Annotated in this window: 22 protein-coding genes; 8 read left to right on the top strand and 14 right to left on the bottom strand. The window is 67.9% G+C overall.

Annotation, left to right across the window (positions count from 1 at the left end):
• Positions 1 to 257: 257 nt before the first annotated feature.
• The 4 genes from JHL17_RS06495 to JHL17_RS06480 are packed head-to-tail and all read right to left on the bottom strand — an operon-like array spanning position 258 to position 4,846.
• A complete protein-coding gene (locus JHL17_RS06495) occupies positions 258 to 626 on the bottom strand; it encodes a response regulator (RefSeq protein ID WP_200191251.1) in 369 nt (122 codons plus the stop codon).
• Positions 623 to 2,149 (bottom strand): sensor histidine kinase, encoded by a 1,527-nt coding sequence (locus tag JHL17_RS06490; protein ID WP_200191249.1) that lies wholly within the window; start codon positions 2,147 to 2,149, stop codon positions 623 to 625. Before JHL17_RS06490 ends, JHL17_RS06495 begins: the two co-directional genes overlap by 4 nt.
• The gene (locus JHL17_RS06485) at positions 2,149 to 2,622 is read right to left on the bottom strand and encodes a response regulator (RefSeq protein WP_200191247.1); all 474 of its coding nucleotides are present in this window, start codon (positions 2,620 to 2,622) and stop codon (positions 2,149 to 2,151) included. Before JHL17_RS06485 ends, JHL17_RS06490 begins: the two co-directional genes overlap by 1 nt.
• A 4-nt stretch (positions 2,623 to 2,626) precedes the next feature.
• On the bottom strand, positions 2,627 to 4,846 hold the full coding sequence (locus tag JHL17_RS06480) for an ATP-binding protein (protein ID WP_200191245.1): 2,220 nt from the start codon (positions 4,844 to 4,846) through the stop codon (positions 2,627 to 2,629).
• Between the two features lie 589 nt (positions 4,847 to 5,435).
• Here JHL17_RS06480 and JHL17_RS06475 point away from each other — a divergent pair.
• Positions 5,436 to 5,597, top strand: a complete 162-nt coding sequence (locus JHL17_RS06475) for a hypothetical protein (RefSeq protein WP_200191243.1) — start codon at positions 5,436 to 5,438, stop codon at positions 5,595 to 5,597.
• 27 nt (positions 5,598 to 5,624) lie between these two features.
• Here the strand turns inward: JHL17_RS06475 and JHL17_RS38090 are convergent, their stop codons facing one another.
• Entirely contained in the window at positions 5,625 to 5,711 is an 87-nt protein-coding gene (locus tag JHL17_RS38090) for a small membrane protein YohP (protein WP_486598858.1), read from the bottom strand.
• Positions 5,712 to 6,069: 358 nt separating this feature from the next.
• Here JHL17_RS38090 and JHL17_RS06470 point away from each other — a divergent pair, with 358 nt between their 5' ends.
• Positions 6,070 to 6,516 (top strand): nuclear transport factor 2 family protein, encoded by a 447-nt coding sequence (locus JHL17_RS06470; protein WP_200191241.1) that lies wholly within the window; start codon positions 6,070 to 6,072, stop codon positions 6,514 to 6,516.
• Between the two features lie 52 nt (positions 6,517 to 6,568).
• Here JHL17_RS06470 and JHL17_RS06465 read toward each other — a convergent pair whose 3' ends face one another.
• The 5 genes from JHL17_RS06465 to JHL17_RS06445 are packed head-to-tail and all read right to left on the bottom strand — an operon-like array spanning position 6,569 to position 12,900.
• Positions 6,569 to 7,546 carry a phosphatidate cytidylyltransferase gene (locus tag JHL17_RS06465; RefSeq protein WP_247893356.1) on the bottom strand — a complete coding sequence of 326 codons (978 nt, stop codon included), beginning with the start codon at positions 7,544 to 7,546 and terminating at the stop codon, positions 6,569 to 6,571.
• Positions 7,543 to 8,229, bottom strand: a complete 687-nt coding sequence (locus JHL17_RS06460; protein WP_200191239.1) for a lysophospholipid acyltransferase family protein — start codon at positions 8,227 to 8,229, stop codon at positions 7,543 to 7,545. The genes JHL17_RS06465 and JHL17_RS06460 overlap by 4 nt, the downstream gene beginning before the upstream one ends.
• The gene (locus JHL17_RS06455; RefSeq protein ID WP_200191237.1) at positions 8,226 to 8,903 is read right to left on the bottom strand and encodes a CDP-alcohol phosphatidyltransferase family protein; all 678 of its coding nucleotides are present in this window, start codon (positions 8,901 to 8,903) and stop codon (positions 8,226 to 8,228) included. The genes JHL17_RS06460 and JHL17_RS06455 overlap by 4 nt, the downstream gene beginning before the upstream one ends.
• Complete coding sequence (locus tag JHL17_RS06450) at positions 8,900 to 12,313, bottom strand: acyl-[ACP]--phospholipid O-acyltransferase (RefSeq protein WP_200191235.1); 3,414 nt, start codon at positions 12,311 to 12,313, stop codon at positions 8,900 to 8,902. Before JHL17_RS06450 ends, JHL17_RS06455 begins: the two co-directional genes overlap by 4 nt.
• Positions 12,310 to 12,900 carry a TetR/AcrR family transcriptional regulator gene (locus tag JHL17_RS06445; protein WP_200191233.1) on the bottom strand — a complete coding sequence of 197 codons (591 nt, stop codon included), beginning with the start codon at positions 12,898 to 12,900 and terminating at the stop codon, positions 12,310 to 12,312. Before JHL17_RS06445 ends, JHL17_RS06450 begins: the two co-directional genes overlap by 4 nt.
• 227 nt (positions 12,901 to 13,127) lie before the next feature.
• Here JHL17_RS06445 and JHL17_RS06440 point away from each other — a divergent pair, with 227 nt between their 5' ends.
• Genes JHL17_RS06440 through JHL17_RS06430 form a run of 3 tightly spaced genes read left to right on the top strand, consistent with a single transcriptional unit; the run spans position 13,128 to position 15,372 of the window.
• A complete protein-coding gene (locus JHL17_RS06440; protein ID WP_200191231.1) occupies positions 13,128 to 13,541 on the top strand; it encodes a DUF350 domain-containing protein in 414 nt (137 codons plus the stop codon).
• An 18-nt stretch (positions 13,542 to 13,559) separates the two neighbouring features.
• A complete protein-coding gene (locus tag JHL17_RS06435; RefSeq protein ID WP_200191230.1) occupies positions 13,560 to 14,159 on the top strand; it encodes a DUF1190 domain-containing protein in 600 nt (199 codons plus the stop codon).
• A 4-nt stretch (positions 14,160 to 14,163) separates the two neighbouring features.
• Positions 14,164 to 15,372 carry a glutathionylspermidine synthase family protein gene (locus JHL17_RS06430; RefSeq protein ID WP_200191229.1) on the top strand — a complete coding sequence of 403 codons (1,209 nt, stop codon included), beginning with the start codon at positions 14,164 to 14,166 and terminating at the stop codon, positions 15,370 to 15,372.
• A gap of 12 nt (positions 15,373 to 15,384) precedes the next feature.
• Here the strand turns inward: JHL17_RS06430 and JHL17_RS06425 are convergent, their stop codons facing one another.
• The 4 genes from JHL17_RS06425 to JHL17_RS06410 all read right to left on the bottom strand — a co-directional run bounded on the left by JHL17_RS06425 (position 15,385) and on the right by JHL17_RS06410 (position 20,461).
• Positions 15,385 to 16,149 (bottom strand): isochorismatase family protein, encoded by a 765-nt coding sequence (locus tag JHL17_RS06425; protein WP_200191228.1) that lies wholly within the window; start codon positions 16,147 to 16,149, stop codon positions 15,385 to 15,387.
• Positions 16,150 to 16,166: 17 nt separating this feature from the next.
• Positions 16,167 to 17,483 (bottom strand): nicotinate phosphoribosyltransferase, encoded by a 1,317-nt coding sequence (locus tag JHL17_RS06420; protein WP_200191227.1) that lies wholly within the window; start codon positions 17,481 to 17,483, stop codon positions 16,167 to 16,169.
• A gap of 30 nt (positions 17,484 to 17,513) precedes the next feature.
• Positions 17,514 to 19,214, bottom strand: coding sequence for an NAD+ synthase (locus JHL17_RS06415; protein WP_200191226.1), 1,701 nt, complete (start codon positions 19,212 to 19,214; stop codon positions 17,514 to 17,516).
• Between the two features lie 113 nt (positions 19,215 to 19,327).
• Positions 19,328 to 20,461, bottom strand: a complete 1,134-nt coding sequence (locus tag JHL17_RS06410; RefSeq protein ID WP_200191225.1) for a bifunctional nicotinamide-nucleotide adenylyltransferase/Nudix hydroxylase — start codon at positions 20,459 to 20,461, stop codon at positions 19,328 to 19,330.
• Positions 20,462 to 20,792: 331 nt separating this feature from the next.
• Here JHL17_RS06410 and JHL17_RS06405 point away from each other — a divergent pair, with 331 nt between their 5' ends.
• From JHL17_RS06405 to JHL17_RS06395, 3 genes are read left to right on the top strand one after another with little or no spacing between them, the layout of a single operon-like run.
• Positions 20,793 to 21,365 (top strand): sigma-70 family RNA polymerase sigma factor, encoded by a 573-nt coding sequence (locus JHL17_RS06405; protein ID WP_200191224.1) that lies wholly within the window; start codon positions 20,793 to 20,795, stop codon positions 21,363 to 21,365.
• Entirely contained in the window at positions 21,362 to 21,790 is a 429-nt protein-coding gene (locus JHL17_RS06400; RefSeq protein WP_200191223.1) for a hypothetical protein, read from the top strand. The genes JHL17_RS06405 and JHL17_RS06400 overlap by 4 nt, the downstream gene beginning before the upstream one ends.
• Entirely contained in the window at positions 21,787 to 22,233 is a 447-nt protein-coding gene (locus JHL17_RS06395; RefSeq protein WP_200191222.1) for a periplasmic heavy metal sensor, read from the top strand. The genes JHL17_RS06400 and JHL17_RS06395 overlap by 4 nt, the downstream gene beginning before the upstream one ends.
• The last annotated feature ends 197 nt before the right edge of the window (positions 22,234 to 22,430 follow it).

The following is a 22,430-nucleotide window of genomic DNA, read 5'->3' as shown; positions in this document are numbered from 1 at the left end:
GCCGTCTTCTTATCGGGGCGACACAGGGCGCGCCGCCTAAGTGCATACTAGTATACAAGTAGCGTCGCCTTTGTCAAAGCGGCTGATAGTCAGCCGCGGCACGTTGTCGCGTCGGAAGGGAAAAGGGCTGCTGCGCATGCCAAGCGGGGCTCCGCCGGCCCCGTTGGCAGCGAATTCCGGCATTCCGACACAGGAGGAAGCGGTGTCGCGAACCGGCGCTCGGGCGCATCCGCCTCCGGACCGCCGGACAGACAGGCTCAGCGCGGCCGGTGGCGGGCGAGAGCTTGGGTGATGTCGAGGTCGCGGAACGGCTTACCGATCACCGGCCGAGCCCGGTGGGCCTCGGGCAGCCCCTCCGCGCCATGGCCGGTGGTGAAGATGAAGGGGATGCCGGCAGCGGCCAGCCGGTCGGCCACCGCGTCCACCCGCTCGCCGCGCAGGTTGACGTCGAGCAGTGCGATGTCGAAGCCGCCGGCCTCGATCATTTGCAATGCCGTGGATACGGAACCGGCCGGGCCGAGACAAGTCACGCCCTGGTCGAGCAGGGCATCCTCCAGGCTCATGGCGATCAGCGGCTCGTCCTCGACGATCAGGACGGTCAGTTCGGACAGGTTCGCGTCGGTCACTGCGGGCTCACTCGCGACGACAGGGGAATTACCAGCCGGCATCTTACGCCGGCTGAATCGAAAGCAAGGACGACATCGCCCTCCAACTCATGCGCAAGACCACGCTCGATCAGGCGGGAGCCGAACCCACGCCGCGTCGGCGGCACCACCGGCGGCCCGCCGCTCTCGCGCCACCTCAGCACCAGCGCATCGGTCGACCCAGAGGAGGCGTGTCCGGTTCCGGCTTGGCTGCCGGCATCCCGCGCGACTGGAATCGATACCGGCGCGATTTCCCACTCCAGATCGATGCGGCCGTTTTCCGCCGACAGGGCACCGTATTTCGCGGCGTTGGTGGCAAGCTCATGAAAGGCGAGATGCAGCGACACCGCGACGCCGGTGGTCAGGTTGACCGGCGGACCGGCGACCCGAACGCGGCCGGCATGGACATGGGGCTCCAGGGTCAGGGCGGCGATCTCGCTCAGCGACGCGCCCTGCCAATGGCGGCGGGTCAGCAGGTCGTGGGCCTGGGCCAGGGCGCGCAGCCGGGACTGGAAGGCGTCGGGGAAATCCTCGACCGACGGCGCGGTGCGCAGGGTTTGCTTGGCGATCGACTGCACCATCGCCAGCGTATTCTTGACCCGATGGTTCAACTCCTCCAACAGCAGAAGCTGCCGCTCCTCGGCCTTCTTGCGGTCGGTGATGTTGAGCGAAACGCCAGCGAGCCCGGTCGGCTTGCCATTCTTGTCGTAGATGGCGCGGCCGCGCACCTGGATCCAGTGGAGGCTGCCGTCGGGCCAGATCGTGCGGTATTCCATGTCGAGCGGCAAGCCGCTGGTCACCGCCTGACGAACCATCGCCTGCTGATGCTCGCGGTCGCCGGGATGGACGCGCTCCAGCAGCCGGTCATAAGTCGAGATCTCCGCCGGATCGGAAAGACCCAGGTTGGCGGCGCAGATCGACGAGACGTGCAGCCGATTGGTCGACAGCGTCAACTCCCAGGAGCCGAGCCGTCCCGCCTCCAGCGCGAAGCGCAGGCGCGCCTCGCTTTCGGCCAATGCCTTGCGCTTGTCGGCCAGCTCGTTGCGGTCGCGGGCCTCCACCAGGGCACGGCGGACCACGACCTGCAGGCGCTCCATCCGCAGCTTCACGACATAGTCGGTGGCACCCTTCTTCAGCGCCTCGATGGCGTTCTCCTCGCCCAGCATGCCGGACACGAAGATGAAGGGGACCCGGGGAAGCCGGTCGCGCGCGATCGCCAGCGCCGACATCCCGTCGAAATCGGGCAGGTCGAAGTCTGACAGGATCAGATCGAAGGGCCCCCCGTTGCCGACAGCGTCGATGAAGGCCTGCCGCGTCTCGACCCGCTGAACCTCGAAGTCGTGGCCGTCGATCATCCGTAGATGTTCGCGCACCAGATCGGCGTCGATGCCGCTATCCTCCAGCAGCAGGACGCGGCACGGGATCGGCGACCCCAAAGCCGAGGGGTCTTCGGCAAAGGGGGAATCGGCGGGACGGCCGACGGAGGAGTCCAACAATTGGGCCATCAGTTGCCGCGCGGCCTGCGGGGATGGCAGCCGGGCGGCGGCTCGTTCAGGATCGCCCAGAAACTTCCGATGTCGCGGATCGCGTCGAAGAACTCCTTGAACCCGACCGGCTTGACCACGAAGGCATTCACCCCGAGCCGATAGCTGCGGACGAGATCCTGCTCCTCCTTGGAGGAGGTCAGCATGACGACGGGAATCGCCCGGGTGCTGTCATTGGCCTTGATCCGCTGCAGCACCTCGATCCCATCCACCTTCGGCAGCTTGATGTCGAGGATGATGACGGCCGGATATTTCGGATCGGACGGCTTGGAAACCGCCTGCCCGTCCTCGCGAAACAGGTAGGACAGTGCCTCCGCCCCGTCGCGGGCGACGACGATGTCGTTGGCGAGCTGCGCCTCGGCGAAGGCCTCCAGCGTCAGTTCCAGGTCCTTCGGATTGTCCTCGACCAGCAGGATCGGTTTCAGCGCGGCCATGGGGCTACCTCGATTCGGCGGCTGAGGACCGCGGCAGGGAGAAATGGAAGGTGGCGCCTTGATCCAGCCTGCCTTCCGCCCAGACCCGCCCGCCGTGGCGCTCCACGATGCGGCGGACATTGGCGAGGCCGATGCCGATTCCCTCGAACTCTTCCTCGCGGTGCAGGCGATGGAAGACACCGAAGAGCTTGCCGGCATAGGCCATATCGAATCCACGACCATTGTCGCGCACGAAGAACTCATGCGCGTCGGCCGTGGTCCGGCACCCGACCTCGATCTCGGATCGGGCGCGGTCACGCGTGTATTTGATGGCGTTGGACAGCAGATTCTGCACCACCAGCCGCAGCATGGTCGGATCGCCGTTGACGCTGGGCAGCGGATGCAGGGTCCAGCGGATGTCGCGGTCCCGCAGATCCGGCTCCAGCAGGTGGCGCACCTCCTCCACCAGCTGGCCGACATCGACATCGACGCGTGCCAAAGCGGTACGGCCCAGCTGCGAGAAGTGCAGCAATCCATCGACCAGCCGGCCGGCCGAACTCGCGGCCTCGATGATGCTGTCCAGGTAATGGCGCTCCCGGTCGTTCAGCTTGTCGGCGGCGCGGGACCGCAGAAGCTCGGCATAGCTGGTGACGTGGCGGAAGGGGGCCCGCAGGTCGTGCGAGACCGAATAGGAGAAGGCGGCAAGCTCGCCGTTGCTGCGGCGAAGCTCATCGTTGAGGGCGGCCATCTCCTCCGCCTTGCGCAGCACGATCCCGACGATCGCGTTGCGGAAGTCGCCGGCCGCCTCGACCTCGCCGTGGCGCCAGGGCAGGGACTGGCCGATCACCGTCTCCTTCCAGGCCTCGAAGGAACTGCGCGGAGAGAGCTGGCCGCTGGCGTCGCGCGGTTTCTTGGGATCGCCGGCCCAGTCGATCGACTGCACGATCTCGGGCCGGAACCACAACAGATAGCTGGGGTGCAGCTGGGAGATCGAGATCGCCAGCAGGCCGCTGGCAGTCCTTTCCATTCCGGCGGCGGCGGGCATCTCGACCGGAAGACGGTGACTGGCGAACAGGTCCTTGATGCCCTGGCCGGCCAGTTCGGCGGCGATGGCTTCGATGATCTCCTGCGGCGGGGTGCGGCCGATCAGCCGGCAGTCGCCGTCGAACAGGATCGCGGCGCCGTCGGCATTGACCAGCCCCAGCAGATCCTCGCGGTCCTCCAGCAGCCCGTCGATGAAATGCTCCGCTGCGGCCATATGGGCGAGCAGCCGGGCCTGGATGCTCTTGGAACGGATGCGGTGGTCGGCGTCCAGCGCCCGCTCCAGCGCGATCATCTGGCTGGACAGCACCTGTCCCAGCAGGTCGCAGGCGGTGCGCACGGCGAAGGAGACCTGCCGCGGCTCGGCATGGTGGCAGGAGATCAGGCCCCAGAGCCTGTCGCCATCCATCACCGAGATCGACATGGAGGCGGGCGTGCCCATGTTCCGCATATATTCCAGATGGACCGGCGATACGCTGCGCAACACGGAAAAACTGAGATCCAGAGCCTGCGCATCCCGTCCATCGGACAGGAGGGGGACCGGCTGGTAGCGCGCGTCGGCGATCAGCCGCAGACGATTCAACGCATAGAGCCGCCGGGCCTGTTGCGGGACGTCGGAGGCTGGAAAACGCAATCCCCGGTAGGAGGGCAGGCGGCCATTGCCGTCCTCGGCGATGACGGTGCCGTTCCACTGTTCGTCGAAGCGATAGACCAGCACGCGGTCGAACCCGGTCAACGCCCGCACCTCTTCCGCGGTGCAGGCCAGCAGGGCGTCGAAATCATGGGCGGCCTGCATGCGCCGGATGCCCTCGCGCATCTGCGGATACAGTGCTTCCAACGTGCCGGCACCGGTGGCGGGCAGTTCCTCCAGCTCCAGGATCACCAAATCGCCGGTGCGGTGTACGATCGCCTGATAATCGCCGCCGCTGCGCAGATGAAGGATGTCGAGCTGCACCGGTTCGGCCGGAGCGGCGCGCAGGCCGCGCAGCAGCGAGGGCAGGGCACCGGCGTCGATCAACTGGTCGACCGGCAGACCGAAGGCGTCGACCGGAGAGCGGTTCAGCACCACTCCGGCTTCCGCACTGGCACAGACGAGACGCAGGCTGTCCGCTTCCATCGCCAGAAGGTGGCCGTGCGGCTGGATGCTGCCGGGGAAATGGATCGGCTCGCGCGCGCAGGCGTCGAGGTCGAGCGTGCCCGCCATGGTCTGTGGCCACGGTTCCGGTCTGGTTGCAGGCGTCACGGTCGTCCTTTGCTCGTCTCGATCACAAACCCTGCGGGCCGTTCCCGAAACGAGCCCACGTCAATCAGGAGCTGCCAACATATGCCGCTGGGCTTGACGGTGTTCAGCACAGTTTGCAGCATAAAGACTCTGTTTCCGCCGCGCGCACCGCGTTGAGGTGAACGAAGCGACAGAATGTCTTGTTAGACTCTATACTTTCATTATCATAGGTTAAGATCTCTGCCTGTGCTTAAGTTTTCTCAAGGCCTTCTCTTTGGTAATATGGCTAAATTCATATCGCCGATTCAGTCTTGAGAGCATTTATGAAGGTGCTTTTCTTGAACAGTTTATGGTTGCCCCAGACGAACAGCATAGATGGGATGCCGACACCATGAAAGCCGACGTGGCGCGCCCGCCCGGCATCGACCGGCCGGTCGCACAGGGCGGTCGATGCCGGGCGACAGACCGGAAGAGTTGGCCACTGGGAGAAGGGCCGGGAGCAGGGCCGCAATCATACCCTGCGCAACACCGCCCGAGTATTCAAGGCCGGGGTATGGCCCCGCAGCGCGGCTTGGCTACCCCGCAGTCCGATGCTGTCCGGGCGGGCGTGGTTTCCGCCGGCATGGCGAGCGGCCTGATCGACGACATCCGGACCTGCGATGACCTGATCCGCCGGAAGGCTGCCGGTTGCCGCACCCACCTGCGCCTCAAGTCGGTACTGGCGGAGGGATAAGCGGGCGGGCACACCGATCGGAAGGGGTCAGAAAATCAGCTTCAGGATGCCGGTGACGACCAGAAGGCCGATGATGAAGATGATCAGGATGGCCCAGCCGAAAATCTTGAGCATGGTGTCGGTCCTTCTCTCGCCTCGTTCGCGACGTCGCCGCCAGCCGGTGACGCCACGTTCATGCTTGGATCAACCCGTCCGGCGGGCAGCGGTTCCCGTCAAAGGCACATCGGCGGTCGCCTTGCCTCATACCGGTGGTCGGCGCATGGGGAAACGGTCGTAAATGGCACGATACTCCAGCGAAGTTCGGCCGCCGGATCCGTGCCGCATCCGATAGCCGCCGGCACACGGACGGAGAAGCAACGACGTCCTTCGGGGCACGACGCCTGCCTTTGCCGTCCCGCAGGTGAGCGGGCGTAGGATCCGCCCCCGACCACCTCCGCGAGTCATCTTTTCCAAGCAAGAGAGGGAGAACGTCATGACGCAAAAGGATCTGACGTGGCTACGGACCCTCTACGACCGTTATGGCGTCGGCGAGGTCCAGGCGGTGTTCGATCACCTGTCTCCCGACGTCGAATGGGTGTCCAACCGGGAATCGCCGGTTTTCGCCTCATTTTCCGGCACCTTCCACGGGGTGGACGGCGTCCGGCGCTACTTCGACGGACTGACGCAGGATTGGAGCATCGACCGGCACGACCTGCTGGACATGACGGTCGAAGGCGACGATGTCCGGGTGAGGAACCTGGTCGGCGCCACCTACCGGAAGACCGGCAGGCGGGTCGAGACGGTGACCCACCATCGGCTGCGGGTGCGTGACGGCCGCATCGAACGCTTCGAGGAGCAGCTCGACGACGCGGTCGTCGCTATGGCTTGCGAAGCCGGGTGCGATGCGGGAACGGGAGCCGCCGGCAAGCCCGTGGCTTGAGGCGGCATCCCGCCCCGAAGCCGGCGGTTCTTGAGACGACAAGAAGACCCGGTCAGGTGAACCAGTAGCGCGTGAGGTGGAAGAACAGCGGTGCCGAGAACACGACGGAGTCGAGGCGGTCGAGGACACCGCCATGCCCCTCGATCATGGTGCCCCAGTCCTTGACCCCAAGGTCGCGCTTCATCGCCGACAGCACGAAGCCGCCGAAGAAGCCGGCCGTCACGATGACCAGCGACATGCCCGCCGCCTGGAGCGGCGAGAAGGGCGTGATGACGTGCAGGCCGGTGCCGATGGCGATGGCGGACAGCCCACCGCCGACCAGCCCCTCCACCGTCTTGGACGGGCTGATGCCGGGCGACAGCCGGGTCTTGCCCCACAGCTTGCCGAACACGTACTGGAATACGTCGCTCAGCTGCGCCACCGTCATCAGGTAGAGCAGCAGCAGGGCGCCGGGCAGGCTGTAGCCGGGAATGTCGAGCCACAGCAGCGCCGGCGCATGGCTGGTGCAGTAGACCGCCAGCATCACCCCCCACTGCGCCTTGGCGGTGCGGGTGAGGAAATCGGTGGTGTCGGCACCCAGCACCGACAGCGAGGGCAGCGCCATGAAGACGTAGACCGGGATGAAGATCGAGAACAGCCCGTACCAGCCGGTCCCGACCAGCCAGTATTGCAGCGGCACGACCACGAAGAAGGACAGGAACAGCCCGGCATGGTCGCCGCGCCGGGTCGGCGTCAGGGTGATGAACTCGCGCAGCGCCAGATAGGACAGCAGGGCGAACAGCACCAGCGTCACGACGCTGCCCAGCAGCATCGCCGCGGCGAACAGCGCCACCATCACCCACCAGGACCGGATGCGGGCGTTCAAGTTACGCACGGTGTCGCGCCCGGCCGGCGTCCGCACCCGGTAGGCGAGGACGGCCCCGATCAGGGTGGCGACGACCAGCAGGCCCAGGGCACCGCCCGACAGCCAGAGGAACAGCGGGTCGGTGGTGGTGAAGAAATTCGTCACTGTGGTCATCACGCTGCTCATCGGGCGGTCCGTTGGCCAGTGGATTTGGAATCGGATTGGGAATCGGGCTGGGTGCCGGATTGGGTTTGGGGTCGGGACAGCGATACCAGCGCGTCGCGGGCCCGCTCCAGGAACGCCGCCTTGTCCTCGTCCTCGACCACGTCCAGCGGGGCGCCGAAGCGCATGGTGCAGATCAGCGGCACCAGCAGCGGCATGCCCTTCGGCATCACGCGGTGCAGATTCTCGATGGAGACGGGCACCAGTTCGGCGGCCGGGACCCGCTGGGCCAAATGATAGAGGCCGCTCTTGAACGGAGCCACGGTACCGTCGCCGCGCGTGCCCTCGGGGAAGAGGATCAGCGACTGGCCGCTTTCGAGCACTGCCGCCATGGCGTCCATCACCTCCGCCGTCGCCTTTCCGGTCCGGTCGACCAGCAGGGCGTTGAGGCAGCCCACCGCCACCAGGCGCCGCAGGGCCGAGCCGCCCCAGTAGTCGAGCGCCGCGACCGGATGCGTCCGCGCCCGCAGCGCCGGCGGCAGGGCCGCCATGACCGCCAGCGTATCGAGATGGCTGGTGTGGTTGGCGAAGTAGATGCGCGGGACGTCGGCGGGAGCACTGCCTTCCCAGCTCGCGCGGGCGCCGACCAGCAGGCGGGTGAGCCCCAGCAGACCATGGCGCAGCGCCGGTTGAAGAAGAGGGATCATGACCGGGTCTCCGGATGATGGGCTTCCAGGTGTTGGGCGTTCAGGCGACGGGCGATGCCGTGCGTGCGCGTCGCGACGGTGAGCAGGCTGCCGGCCATGATGATCCAGGCCGCCGCCAGCAGGCTGAACCTCGTCCCCCACAGCGCATGCTCCACCGCCTGGACGAGCAGGGCCACGGTGAGGGTGGCCATGCGGCGCTGCTTGGCCATCACGCCGCCGAAATCCTGGGGCAGCCCCAGCGCGCCGCCGGAGACCCGGACATAGGCGGTCATCATGGCCGCCAGCGCCGCCGCCCAGCCGAGCCAGGGCAGGCCGGCGGCATAGCCCAGCGGCACCAGGAAGGCGGTGTCGGCGACGCGGTCGGGGAACTCGTTATAGAGCGCGCCGACGGGTGAGCCCTTGCCGCCCTCCACCGCGACCATGCCGTCGAGCAGGTTGCACACGAGGCGCAGCTGGACGCAGAGCGCGGCGCCGATCCAGGCCAGGACGCCGCCTTGGAGCAGCAGCGCCCCGCCGATCCCCGCCCACACCGCCGACAGCAGCGAGATCTGGTTCGGCGTCACCGGCGTCGTGGTCAGCCACGCCGCCAGCCTCTGGGCCCAGCGGGCCGAACGGGTGGCGATCGGACGCCGGTCCCCGGTGCTGGTGGTGGTCGCGGTCGTCGTCTCCATCATGCGGGCTCCTTGGCGGCGGCCGCGGCGGCGAAGCGCGTGACGGCCGGATAGTCGGTCTTGCCGGTGCCCAGCAGCGGGACGGCGTCGATGTGCAGGATGTCGCGCGGAATGGCGATCTCGGGCGATCCCTTGGCCCGCGCGGCGGCGACCAGCGCGTCACGGGTCAGCGCGCTGCCGGTCGTCACCAGCACGATCCGCTCGCCGCGCTTGGCGTCGGGCAGGGCGACGGCGGCATGCCCGGCGTCCGGATCGGCGAGGCCCGCCAGCTCTTCCACGAGGCCGAGCGGGATCATCTCGCCGGCGACCTTGGCGAAGCGCTTGACCCGGCCGACGATGCGGATGAAGCCCTCGGCGTCGATGTCGACGATGTCGCCGGTGTCGTGCCAGCCCTCGTCCGGCGGCTGGATCACCCCGGGCCGGTCGGCGTGCAGATAGCCCTTCATCACGTTCGGCCCGCGCACGCGCAGCCGCCCGCCGATGTCCACGCCGGGCACCGGCACCAGCTCGGTCTCGATGCCGGGCAGCGCCTGGCCGACGCTGCCGGCGCGGAAGCGGGCGGGGGTGTTGACGGCGATCACCGGCGCGGTCTCGGTGGTGCCGTAGCCCTCCAGCAGATGGACGCGCAGCCGCTCGGTGTAGACGCGCCGCGTCTCGTCCTGGAGCCGTTCGGCACCGGCGAAGACGAGGCGCAGCGACCGGTAGTCGTAGGGGTCGGCCGACCGGGCCCAGGCGTTCAGGAAGAAGTCGGTGCCGAACAGGACGGTGGCGTTGGTCTGGTAGACCAGTTCCGGGATCAGGCGGACGTGGCGCGGGTTGGGATAGAGCACCGTCTTCACCCCGTTCAGGATCGGCAGCAGCATGCCGCCCGTCAGGCCGAAGGAGTGGAAGGTGGGCAGGCAGTTGAACACCACGTCCTGCCGGTTGAAATCCACCACCGACGCCACCTGGGCCATGTTGGCCAGCAGATTGCCGTGGCTGAGGGCCACGCCCTTGGGCGGCCCTTCCGACCCGGAGGTGAAGAGGATGGCGGCGATGTCGTCGCCGCTCCCCTGCGGCGGCAGCAGCCGCTCCGGCATGGCCAGCGCCGCCAGGGCGCGCAGCTTGTCGCCCAGCCGCAACCCGCGCTTGACGTCTTCCAGCCGGACGATGGCGTGGTCGGCGGCCAGCGCCTCGACCAACGTCCCGAGCCGGGCCTTTTCGACGAACTGGGTGGAGGTGACGATCCGGCGCACCCCGGCGGCGCGGCAGGCGGCCTTCACCGCGTCCGGGCCGGCGGTGAAGTTCAGCATGGCGGCCGGCCGGCCATGGGCGGCGAGGCCGAAGAACACCGCCGCGGTCGGCGACGCCGTCGGCAGCAGCACCCCCACCGGCTCGTCCCGCTCCGTGCCGCGCGTCAGGATGCGGCCGAGCACCAGGGCTCGCGCCGCCAAGGCGCGGTAGGACAGGGTGGAGAAGTCGCCGTCCTGCACGGCTTCCTCCCGCGCGCCGGCCTTGCGGCGGGCGTCGAGCAGGGCCAGCATCAGCGTCTCCGGCCGCGGGCGGGCGACGAAGACGCTCTCCGTCATCACCCGCGACAGCCAGGATTTCAGGGCGGCGCGCCGCTTCTTGCCGACCAGACCGCCGACCTCCGGGGTCGTCACCGGCGGCAGCACGGTGATGGTGATGCGCGGGAACAGGCCGAGCCGCAGCCGGCCCTGCATGCGCGACAGGATCGAGCGCTGGGCGCCCTCGATGCAGACCGGCACCACCGGGCAGCGCGCCTTGTCGGCCAGCATGCCGGGACCGCCGTTGATCTTCATCAGCGACCCGGTGACGGTGATCCGCCCCTCCGGGAAGACGCAGACCTTGTCGCCGTCGGCGAGCGCGCGGGCGAGGATTCGGGTGCCGAGCGGGTTGGTCGGGTCGATGGTGACATGGTCGGCGATCGCCAGGAAGGGCCTGACCAGGGGGTGCCTGGCGATGTGGGTGTCGACCGCGAAGCGCATGCCCGGCAGGAAGGCGGCGAGCAGCGCGCCGTCCAGGAAGGACTGGTGGTTCGGGGTCACCACGGCGGCGCCGTCGAGACCGGCCAGATGCTCGGCGCCGCGGACCTCCACCCGGAAGGCCAGCCGGAAGACGGCACGGAAGACCGCCCGCATCAGGGCCTGCGCATCGACGGCGAGCGCCATGACGACGGCGACCAGCATGCTCGCCCCGCCCCAAGCGGCGACCGCCAGCGGCGACAGGCCAAGCGCCAGCATCGCGGCGGCCGCGGCCGAGCCGGCCACCATGTAGAGCGCGTTGACCACGTTGGCGGCGGCGATGACGCGGGCGCGGGTTCCCACCGCCGCCCGGTGCTGGATCAGCGCATAGAGCGGCACGGCGAAGGCGCCGCCGGCCGCCGCGACGACGAAGAGGTCGGCCAGCAGCGGCAATGCCCAGGGCTCGGCCAGCAGCGCCAGCGGCGTCAGCGGTTCGGCGGCGGGAACCGCCGGCGTCAGCAGCGGCAGGGCGGCGCCGGCCAGGGCGGCGACCAGCCCGGCCAGGGCGGCGCGGCCGGCGTCGGCGGTGGACGGCGTGCGGTGGCTGAGGCCGGCGAGAACCGAACCGACAGCCACGCCGACGGCGAACACCGCCAGCAGCAGGGTGGCGCCGCCGCTGTCGGTGCCCAGCGTCTCGCGGGCGATGGAGGGGAACTGCGCCATCACCACGGCGCCGACGCCCCAGAACACCGAGATGCCGTGGATTGCCCGCATCGACGGCTTGTCCCCGGCGACGGAGCGCAGCACCCGCGCCGTCACCGACACCGGGTTCAGCCCGACGCGCACCGCCGGGTCGGCGTTGCCGGCCCGCGGGATGAACAGCGAGGCGGCCAGCCCGAGCACCGCCGAGGCGCCGAGCATCCCCGGCACCGCCCAGGGATGGAGCAGGGCCAGCGAGCCGCCGGCGATGGTCCCCAGCAGGATGGCGACGAAGGTCCCGGCTTCGACCAGGCCGTTGCCGGCGGTCAGCTCGGACGGGGCGAGCAGGTCGGGCAGCAGGCCGTATTTGACCGGCCCGAACATCGTCGAATGGGCACCCATGCCGACCAGCGCGATGATCAGGACGGGCAGGTCGGCGGCGACGACGCCCCAGGAGGCGACGGCCATCAGGCCGATCTCCGCCAGCTTGACGGCGCGGGCGACCAGCGTGCGGTCGAACCGGTCGGCGAGCTGGCCGGCGGTGGCCGAGAGCAGCAGGAAGGGCAGGGTGAAGGCGCCCGCCGCCAGCGTCGAGATCATCGCTCCGTTCAGGGCGCCGGCCCCGGACATGCCGTACACCGCCAGCACCGCGATGGCGCCGCGCAGGACGTTGTCGCCGAAGGCGCCGAGGAACTGGGTCAGGAACAGCGGCAGGAAGCGCCGGGAGGCGAGAAGGGCGGGAGTGCTCATTGTCCGGCTCCGGTCCTGGAGGTGTCGGCGGGTGTCGCGATGCCGGTGAGGATCGCGTCGGCGATGAGGCCGGCGAGGGTGGAGAGCGGTGCCGTCTGCCGTCCGTAGACATGCGACTGCACGGTCATGACGATGGCGCCGATGACGATGTGGGACAGCGCATCCCGATCGGCCGGGACGATGCTGCCCTCGGCGATGCCGTCGGCGACGATGCCGCAGATCACGTCCACCGGCGTCTCCTGGTCCTTGGGCACCAGCGGCAGCGATTCGTGCTGCGACAGCAGCAGGAAGCGGGTGCGGTCGGGGGCGGCCTCCGCCAGATGGAAGGCATGGCCGATGACCCGCCGCAGCCGCTCGGGCGCCGGACCAGCGCCGGCCGCGTCCCGCAGGCTCTGCGACATGGCCGTGTATTCCGCCGCGAACAGATCGGCCGCCAACTCCTCCTTGCTCGGCCAGTGGCGGTAGAGCGCACCCTCCGACACCCCGGCGGACCGGGCGATGTCGCGGACCGTCGTCGCCTTCACCCCCTTCTGCGCGAACAGGGCAATGGCGGCGTCCCGGACCTTGTGGCGGACATCGGTGGACATGACGCGCCCCTCCCTCCGATAGATCAGTTTGTGAATGAATGTTCACTCACAAATTGATCAAGCCATTTCCCGAACGCAATGGCAAAAAAGGATAGGTGGAATTTTCGACACGGCCGGCAAAACCGGCGGCCGCCGTGGTCCGATCGCGAACCATGGCCGCCGAGGCTTGCCGAGTACCCGCAAACGATGCAACGCTGGGGACGGGTAACGCAACGTCGGATGATCGCATGGCGTCGGTTCTACAGTCCCTGACAACCCTTCCGTCCTATCTGCTCTTCGCGGCGGTGATGCTGGGCTTCCTGCTGCTGTTCATCGTGGCCTACACCGCCGTCACGCCGTACCGCGATCTGGCCCTGGTCCGCCAGGGCAACTCGACCGCGGCGCTCACCCTGGGCGGCGCCATGATCGGCTTCGCCCTGCCGTTGATGAGCGTCGCGTCCCACACCACCAGCATCGTCGATCTGGCGGTCTGGGGCGTGATCGCGCTGGTGTCCCAGCTCCTGGCCTACGCCATCGGTTCACGCGTGCTGCTGCCGGATTTCCGCGCCGGCGTCGAAGCCGACCGCACCGCCTACGGCATCCTGCTGGGCAGCCTGTCCATCGCCGTCGGGCTGTTGAACTATGGCTCGCTGACCTACTGACCGCGGGAAGGAATTCCGATGAAACGCTCGCGCACCGTGGCGGCCCTGCTGCTTGGCGGCATCAGCCCGATCCTGTTCGCCTGCGGCGAGGACAACCCTGAAGAAACGACCGTCTACCCCTCCGTCGAGGCCTGCAGCGCCGAGATGCCGGCAAGCGACTGCGCCACGGCCTTCACCGCCGCGCGCGAGGAGCACCGGTCGAGTGCCCCCCGCTTCGCCAGCCGCGAGGCCTGCGAGGCGGAGATGGGCGATGGCGCCTGCACCCCCGCGAACGAGGGGGCGAACGAAGGAAGTGGAAGCAGCGTGGGGAACGTCTTCGTCCCGGCGCTCGTCGGCTTCATGATCGGCCGCAGCCTGAGCGGCGGCAACCATGCCCAGCCGGTCTATTTCGACCGCCAGGGCTACGCCCGCAGTGGCAACACCCAGATCAGCCAGACGCCGCTGCCGCCGCAGCGCCGGGACGAGGTCCGGCAGGGCTCCGGCGGCGTGTCCTCCAGCTCCGGCTCCTATTACCGGCCGGGCTCGGGCAGCGCAGCCAAGTCCTTCACGGTCACCACGAGCGGGCGCAGCGCCGGATTCGGTTCGACCGGCTCGTCCCACGGCTTTTCGGGAAGCTGAAACCATGGAACGCGTCCGGACATCCCCCCGCCCGCACTGGCAGGCCAAGCTCGAAGAGATCGGCTTTCCGTTCCATACCGAGGCCGACGGCACGGCCTATTGGGACGAAAGCGCCCATTGGCGCTTCTCCCACGCCGAGATCGAGACGCTGGAGGCGGCGGCCGAGGAGGTCTACCGCCTGTGCGAGGAGGCGGTCGGCCACGTCGTGACGCGGGGACTGTACGAGGCGGTCGGCATCCCCCGCTGGGCCGCGCCGGCCATCGAGGCGAGCTGGGCGGAACGCGACGGACGGGACATGGCGCTCTACGCCCGCTTCGACTTCGCCTGGGACGGCAAGGGCGGGACGCCGAAAGCCCTGGAGCTGAACGCGGAAACCCCGACCTCGCTCTACGAGACCGCGGTCGCGCAATGGTGCTGGCTGCAGGACACCCATCCACAGGCCGACCAGTTCAACAGCCTGGAGGAGGCGCTGGTCGAACGCTGGCAGGCCCGGAAGCAGGCCTTTCCTGCGCTCGTCTCGCAGGAGGAGGCGGTTCATTTCGCCTGCCTGATGCCGCACCCGGAGGACGAGGCGACCATCGCCTATCTCCAGACCCTGGCGCTGCGCGCGGGCATGACCACCAAGGCGATGCCGATCCAGGCGATCCGTTACGACGATGCCTCCCAGCGCTTCCTGGACGATGCCGGCCTGCCGATCCGGCATCTGATGAAGCTGTATCCGTGGGACTGGATGATCCGGGAGACGACCGGCCGCGAGCTGGTGGCCGCCGCCGCTCAAGGGCGGATCCGGATGATCGAGCCGGCCTGGAAGATGGTGATGGCATCGAAAGGCCTGTTCGCCCTGCTGTGGGAGCTGAATCCCGGCCATCCCAACCTGCTGCACACCGCGCTCGACCGCACCGGTTTCCCGGCCGGCAGCATGGTGGTGGCGAAGCCGCTGCTCGGCCGCGAAGGCAGCAACGTCAGCATCGCCACCCTCGACGCCGCCGGCTTTCCGGTCGGGCAGCCGATCGCCCAGACCGAGGGTCCCTATGTCGATGAGGGCTGGGTCTACCAAGCCTTCACGCCACTGGCGGAAGCCGACGGCAACCATGCCGTCTTCGGGGTCTGGATGGCCGGCGACAAGGCCTGCGGAATGGGGATCCGCGAGGACCGCGCGCTCATCACCGGCAACACCAGCCGTTTCGTCCCGCACATGATCGCGCCTGGCTGACGGCGCTGAAGGTCACGGCGCCTGGAGGATAAGCTCGTCGGCGATGACCGCACCGCTCGCCTGCATCAGATACAACCCCATATGGTGGGCAACCATCTGCGGGTGGGCGGCGGTATCGGGCAGGCCGATGCTGCGGGCCGTGGCGAGCGGCAGATCGTAGGTGGCGCATCCCGGCTCATGCACGACGATCTCGCGCAGCGGTCCGGTCATGCCATGGTTGCGCGCCGACAGCAGGGCCTGGACGGCCTGAAGCACGCAAATGTCGGTGCAGATTCCGTCCACGACCAACGTCTCGATGCCGTTGCCGGCGATCCAGTCGAACAGGCGGTTCCGGCCGGTCGCGAGGTCGGTCGTCCCGACCACGCCGTTGATGCAGTCCTTGCGCATCAGCGTGACGCCGGGGGCGCCATCCAGCCAGGACAGTTCCTCGACCAGATTCTCCTCGCCGGTGCCGGCCTCGCAGTGCGGCGGGTAGGGGTACTCGGGCTTGCCCAGCTCGTGGGTGTCGAGGAACACCGCGATGGGATATCCGGCCGAGAGGAACAGCCGGTTGGTACGGTCGATCTCGGCGATCATACGGGTGACCTGGGCGTTCGCCACCGGCGGCGCCAGATTGCCGCCGCCAATGGCGGCGAACCCGTTCACCGGATCGACGTCGAGCTTTCCAACCCTCTTGCCCGCCAGGCTGTGGCTGGTCCTGCGCACGGGCAGGGCGGCGGCGATGGCCTCCAGCGCGGCGGCCGGGGTGATGGCGGGGGTGACGATGGTCTCGGCCATGATGCTTCTCCTCCGGTTCAGACCAGCACCGGGACGTTCGCGACGCCCTCGGTGCCGAAGATGGCGCGGTAGCGGGCGACCTCGGAGGCCGCCCCGGTCGCCTTCTCGTAATTGTCGCTGAGCTTGACCGCCTCCTTCCAGGCGCCATCCACCTCGACCGCCGTCACCTTGCAGACCAGGCTCAGCGGATCGAGCCCCTGGCCATTGCGCGGATGGCAGCCCCGGAAATCGGAGGTCAGCAGGGTTCCCCAGCCGTAGCCGTCGCGGATGCGGCCGGCGAAGGTCCGGTGAAGCTTCACGATGTCCTCGACATCCAGTCCGTCGCTGAACAGCACGCGCTTTTCGCGGGGATCGCGGCCGTGGCGCTCCAGCCAGGCGATGTACTCCTCGCCCGCAGTCACCGGCTCCTTGCTGTCCACCCGCATGCCGGTCCAGTCCGCCACCCAGTCCGGCGCGTTCTTCAGGAACTGGCTCGATCCGAAGGTGTCGGGCAGGAACACCAGCATCGCGCCGCCATAGGTTTCCTGCCACAGTCGCAGGACGTCGTATTGCGCCCTGCCCAACTCATCGTCGCTCCGCGCCAGCGCCGCGACCGTCGTCGGCAGCTCGTGCGCGTTGGTGCCGATGGCCTCCAGGTCGTGCTTCATGGCGAGGTGGGTGTTGGAGGTGCCGATGAAGCGCGGGCCGAGCTCGGCCGCCATCGTCTCCACGACATATTCCTGCCAGAGGAAGCTGTGCCGCCGCCGCGTGCCGAAATCGGAGAGGCTGAGGTCGGTGAGCGGGCGCAACCGCTCGATCTTGGCCCAGAGCCGGACCTTGGCGCGGGCGTAGAGGATGTCGAGCTCGGTCTCCGTCATGCTCGCCAGGGCCGCACGGGTCTTGAGTTCGTTGATGACGCTGAGGGCGTAGATCTCCCACATCGTCGTCATCGCCCAGGACCCTTCGAAATCCAGGCGCCACTGGCCGTCCTCCTCCGACAGCCGGTAGTCGGGCAGGGCGAAATCCTCGGCGAGCCAGGCGACGAACTCGGGCCGGAAAATCCCGCGCTGTCCATAGAAGGTGTTGCCCTGCAGCCAGACCGCCTCGGACCGCTTCAGGCGCAGCGAGCGCACATTGTCGAGCTGGCGGCGCAGTTCGGCCTCGTCGATGATCCGGGCCAGCTTCACCGACCGGCTGCGGTTGATCAGGCTGAAGCGGACCTTCACGTCGCGGAAATGCCGCCAGATGAACTGCAGCATCGCCAGCTTGTACCAATCGGTGTCCAGCAGCGACCGGACGATGAAATCGGTGGCGAAATTATGGTTGTGGGCGCGGCTGCTGAAATTGACGAGCATGGCTGAAACCTCCTGTTCTCGCTGACCGGGTCACAGCCCGTAGTGGTTGGTGACCGGCAGACGCCAGCCCGGCCCATAGGTCCGTTCGGTGACGACGACGCCCGGCGGGCTCTGGTCGCGCTTGTACTGCGCGCGTGCCGTCAGCCGGCCGATGCGCTCGGCATAGGCGGTGGAAATCGGCTGGCCGACGGCGATGCTCGCCAGTTCGGCGGCGCGGTCCGCGCCGGTCAGTCCCTCGACCATGGTGCCGAGCACCGCGTCCAGATGCTCGTAGGCGCCCAGGGCCTGCTCATCGGTCTGCCCCTCGCGCAGTTCGGCGCTCGGCGGCTTGGCGATGATGCGGTCGGGCATCACCGCGCCTTGCGGACCAAGAAGACCGGATGGCCAGTGCGCGTTGCGCCAGCGTGCCAGACGGAAGACGACCGTCTTGTAGACGTCCTTCAGCACCGAATAGCCGCCGCACATGTCGCCGTAAAGGGTCGCATAGCCGACGCTCATCTCGCTCTTGTTGCCGGTGCTCAGCACCATCAGCCCGAGCCGGTTGGAAAGCGCCATCAAGGTCATGCCGCGCGCCCTCGCCTGGATATTCTCGAAGGTCGTGTCGTCGGCCGGTCCCGGCCGGTCTTCGAGGACGGGGGCGAGCATGGCGTCGAAGGCCTCCATCGCGGGGGCGATCGGCACGGTCAGCAGACGGGTGCCGAGCAGGGCCGAGGCCTGTTCGGCATCCTCCATGCTCTCCGCCGAGGTGTAGGGCGACGGCATGCGCACCAGCAGCACGCGGTCTGCGCCCAGCGCGTCCACCGCGACGGCGGCCGACAGGGCGCTGTCGATGCCGCCCGACATGCCGAGAACCACGCCGGGGAAGCCGTTCTTGTCCACATAGTCGCGCAAGCCCAGCACGAGCGCCCAGTACATCGCCTCCGGCTCGTCGGGATAGCCGTTCGGCGTCACGCCGAACACGTCGCCACGGCACAGATCGACGACCCCATCCTCGCCGCGCTCCAGCGTGATGTCGAAGGCGGCCTCGCGGAAGCCGGCCTGGGCGATCACCAGCCCGGCGCGGTCCATCACGTAGCTGCCGCCGTCGAACACCAGGCTGTCCTGCCCCCCGACCTGGTTGACGTAGAGGACCGGCAGACCGGTGGCCTTGACCGTGCGGCGGCCGATGGCGAGCCGGACCGCCTGCTTTCCGGCCCTGAAATGCGAGCCGTTCGGCACGATCAGCACCTCGGCGCCTTCCGCCGCCAGGGCTTGGGCGATTTTGCCGTGCCAGAAATCCTCGCAGATGGCGATGCCCAGGCGGAAACCGCGGAAATCGACGGGTGACGGCAGCGGTCCGGGGGCGAAGACCCGCTTCTCGTCATAGACCTCGTCGTTGGGCAGGGTGTGCTTGAGCACGACCTTCATCGACCCGTCGGTTTCGATGAGAAAGGCGGCGTTGTAGGGCAGGGCGGCGCCGTCGAGCGGCCCGCCGACCAGCACCGCCGGCCCGCCGTCGCCCCGCATCTCGCTGGCCAGCGTATCGAGCGCGCTGCGGAAGTCGCGCCGGAAGCCCGGGCGCAGCACGAGATCCTGAAGCGGATAACCCGTGCCGAAGCATTCGCTGAACACCAGCAGGTCGGCCTTGCCGCGATACTGCTCGCGGTGGCGACGGACGATGTCGAAATTGTCCTGGAGCGCGCCGACCGTTGGATTGGCCTGGACGCAGACGATGCGCAGAGTGGTCGACATGGCAAAGCTCCTTTGCCGAATGCCGCCGGTCTGTCCGGCGGGCTTGGTCGTCATGGTGAAACGCGACTCTGTCCAGGTAAACGGGAAGGAACCACATCGGACGGGCATCGCGTTCAGGTGCTGGACTGGGCGATCAATGTCTGGATGATGTGGAAATGATCCTCGAACATCTGTTCGGGATCGATTTCCGCGATCGGCATCCAGCGGGCCGACTTTGCATCGTCACCGCCGCGCACCTTGGGAAACCCGTCCTCGGTCGCCTTGAGCTGGATGAGGAACGCCTGTGTCACCGTGCGCCCGCGCGACGAGCGGTAGGGATGATCGAAGATCTGGCTGGCGCGGATGCCGCCTTCCAGGAAGCCTGTGGGCACCTTCAGCCTGGTCTCCTCCCGCAATTCCCGGATCATGGCGTCCTTAATCCGCTCGTGCTGGCCGACGAACCCGCCGGGCAGCGCCAGCAGGCCGCGTCCGGGCAGGCCCCGGCGCTCGACCAGCAGGACATGACCGGACAGGACGACCACGGCATCGGCGGTGAGAAAGGTCGGAGGGTAGGGCGCGTCGGCCCATCCCGCCTTGTACTTGGCGATGTAGGCGCTTTCCTCCGCCAGCCGCCTGTACTCCGGGGTGAGCGCGAACTCCGCCATGAAGGCGGCGACATTCGCGGGCAGCGCTTCCTTCCACGTTTCCAGCGCCGCCGCCGCATCGGCGAAATAGGCATCGCGGATGGGCGTGGCCGAGATCCCCCGGCAATTCGCGCATTCCACGGCGCCCCATTGCGGGAACATGCGGAGATAATAGCTGCTGTGGTCCTTGGAATGGCCGATCAGACCGACCACCGGTGCCGAACCGTCGGCAGGCCGATGGTGCTGGACGACGACGCCATGCACGGCGGCCTGGACGTCGCGGATCCATTCCAGGTCGTTGTAGCGGTCGATCAGGGGAAGCACGGTGATGCGTTCGCGCTCGTCCGCCGAAAAGGCGCCCAATATGCAGGAGCGCACCTCTTCGAAACGGAAGGGATTGCGATGGCTGCGCGCCTGACGCGACGACCCGACCAGCAGGACAAGGTGCCGCCCCAGCGACAGGGCGCGCCGCATCACCGTCAGATGGCCAAGGTGAAAGGGGCGGAAGCGCCCGACGAAGACCATGAAATCATAGGCCGAAGCGCTTGGCGCACTGGAGGCCGCGTTCGTCTTCGACAAGGACAGGGTGCCGGACTCACGCCCGGTGCCAGTGGTAGAACTCATGCTCAGCAAGCTCCTTGCTGAAAGAACGCTGCAGTCTATCTGCGGCTCAGAGAAGATATAGTCATAGCGAGCATTTCTCAAGCCCTTGGCGCATGAACTTTCGGAGCAATACGTTCGGTGGCGCAGTGGGAGGCTTGCCCCAACGGAGCCAGAAAAACACATAATCTATCTTATGGAAAATTAATCTCCAATTTGTCTTTAAAAACGGTGCTTGCCGATTTGGTGGAATCTCCGCTCCGCCTTCGCTGAATTTTGCCGGACAGCGCGCAGGACATCGGCTCCCGACTGCGTATAAATTTCCAACAGCAACCGGGAGCGGACGGAAGACGGCGTGGAGCCTACCGACGAGGTGACCGACGAGGCGTTGATGGCGGACGCTGCCGCCGGTGACCGGAAAGCGTTTGGAACGCTCACGCGCCGGCATCTGCGCCGCAGCATCGCCTTGGCCCAACGGGTGGTCGGGAACGCTGCCGATGCCGAGGAGATCGCGCAGGACGCCTTCCTGCAGATCTGGGCCAACGCCGGCCGCTGGCGCGGCGACGGAACCCGGTTCACCACCTGGCTGTACAGGATCGTGGTGAACCGCGCCATCGACTACAAGAGACGGCGCAGCTTCTCCCCCCTGGATGCCGCCGACGAGATCGCCGATCCGGGCTGGAGCGCCGAGACGGTGATCGACGGCATCCGGATCGGCGCGGCGGTGGACGCCGCGATCGCCGCCCTGCCAGACCGGCAACGGGCGGCGCTCAGCCTCTGCTACCACGAGGAGATGAGCTGCGCTGAAGCTTCGGAAATCATGCAAGTCTCTGTTTCGGCTATGGAAAGCCTGCTGGTTCGGGCACGCCGCGTCGTGCGCGCCCGGCTTCACCCCCTGATCCGTCAGAAGGACGGTGCACGGTCATGACACTCAAAGAGTTCCAACGCTATGCCGCAGCCTATGGTGCCGACCTGGACCGCTGGCCGCGTTCCGCCAGGCTGGACGCGCTGACCCTTCTGGACGGCAGTGCCGAAGCCCGCGACCTGCTGGCCGATGCCGCCGTCACCGACGCGTTTCTGGACGCCGCCACGACCCCGCTGGTTTCCGCCCGGCGAGAGGCGCAGGTCTACGACCGCATCGCCCATTGCCTGGCTCAGCGGGCCGTGCCCGATTTCGTTCCGTGGTTCCTGTCCCGTCCGCCCTTCCGCCCTGCCCCGCTTGCCGGATTCATGGCCTGCATGGCGCTGATCGGGTTCCTCTGCTACAGCGAGGGCCTGATTTCCTTCGAAACGGCGAGCAGTCCCAGCCTGACCGGCGTGATGATCGTCAGCTATCTGGGAGACACGCGATGACGCCGTCGGTCCGGCGCCGCTGGCCCTGGTTCCTTCTCGTCGCGTCCCTGGCGCTGAACATGCTGGCCGGCGGTTTCGTGGTTGCCCGCGCCTTCCTGCCGCCGCCTCCCCCGCCGCCCGGACCGGAGCATATGCTGGAACGTGTCGTCGACGAGGTTTCCCGCCGGCTGTCGCCGGCCGACGCGGCCATCCTGCGCAAGGCGCTCGACGATGCACGCCCGCTGTTCGTGCGGATGCGTGCGAGCCGCGAAGAGTTCGCGCCGCGCCTGCGCATGGAATTGATGGCAAATCCTTTCGACGCCGTCCGCATGAAGGCCATGTTCGACAGCGTCCACACCAGGGACGCGACGCTGCGCGACGAACTCGAAACGCGCCTGGTCGACACACTCTCCCGCTTGTCCCCGGAAGGCCGCCTGCGTCTCGCCGAAAGCCGCCTTCCCTGATCCTTTCGGTTTCGACCGGTGGCAGTTACTTCCGGGGTAAGGCCGGGGCGGCATGTCCGTCCCGGCCCTTTTTTCATCGTGAAGCGGCCCCTCTACGACGGCAGGACGCGGAAAAAGAAAAGGCGGCCCTGGCACTATCGCCGGGCCGCCCTGAGTTGGTTCGGGAGGAAACGCAACCAAGTTGCACGTAGAGGTAT

The organism is Azospirillum endophyticum (assembly GCF_016595245.1).
Lineage (GTDB): Bacteria > Pseudomonadota > Alphaproteobacteria > Azospirillales > Azospirillaceae > Azospirillum > Azospirillum endophyticum.
The sequence above is the reverse complement of the archived record's forward strand: the minus strand, read 5'-3'. Positions and strand labels throughout refer to the sequence as shown.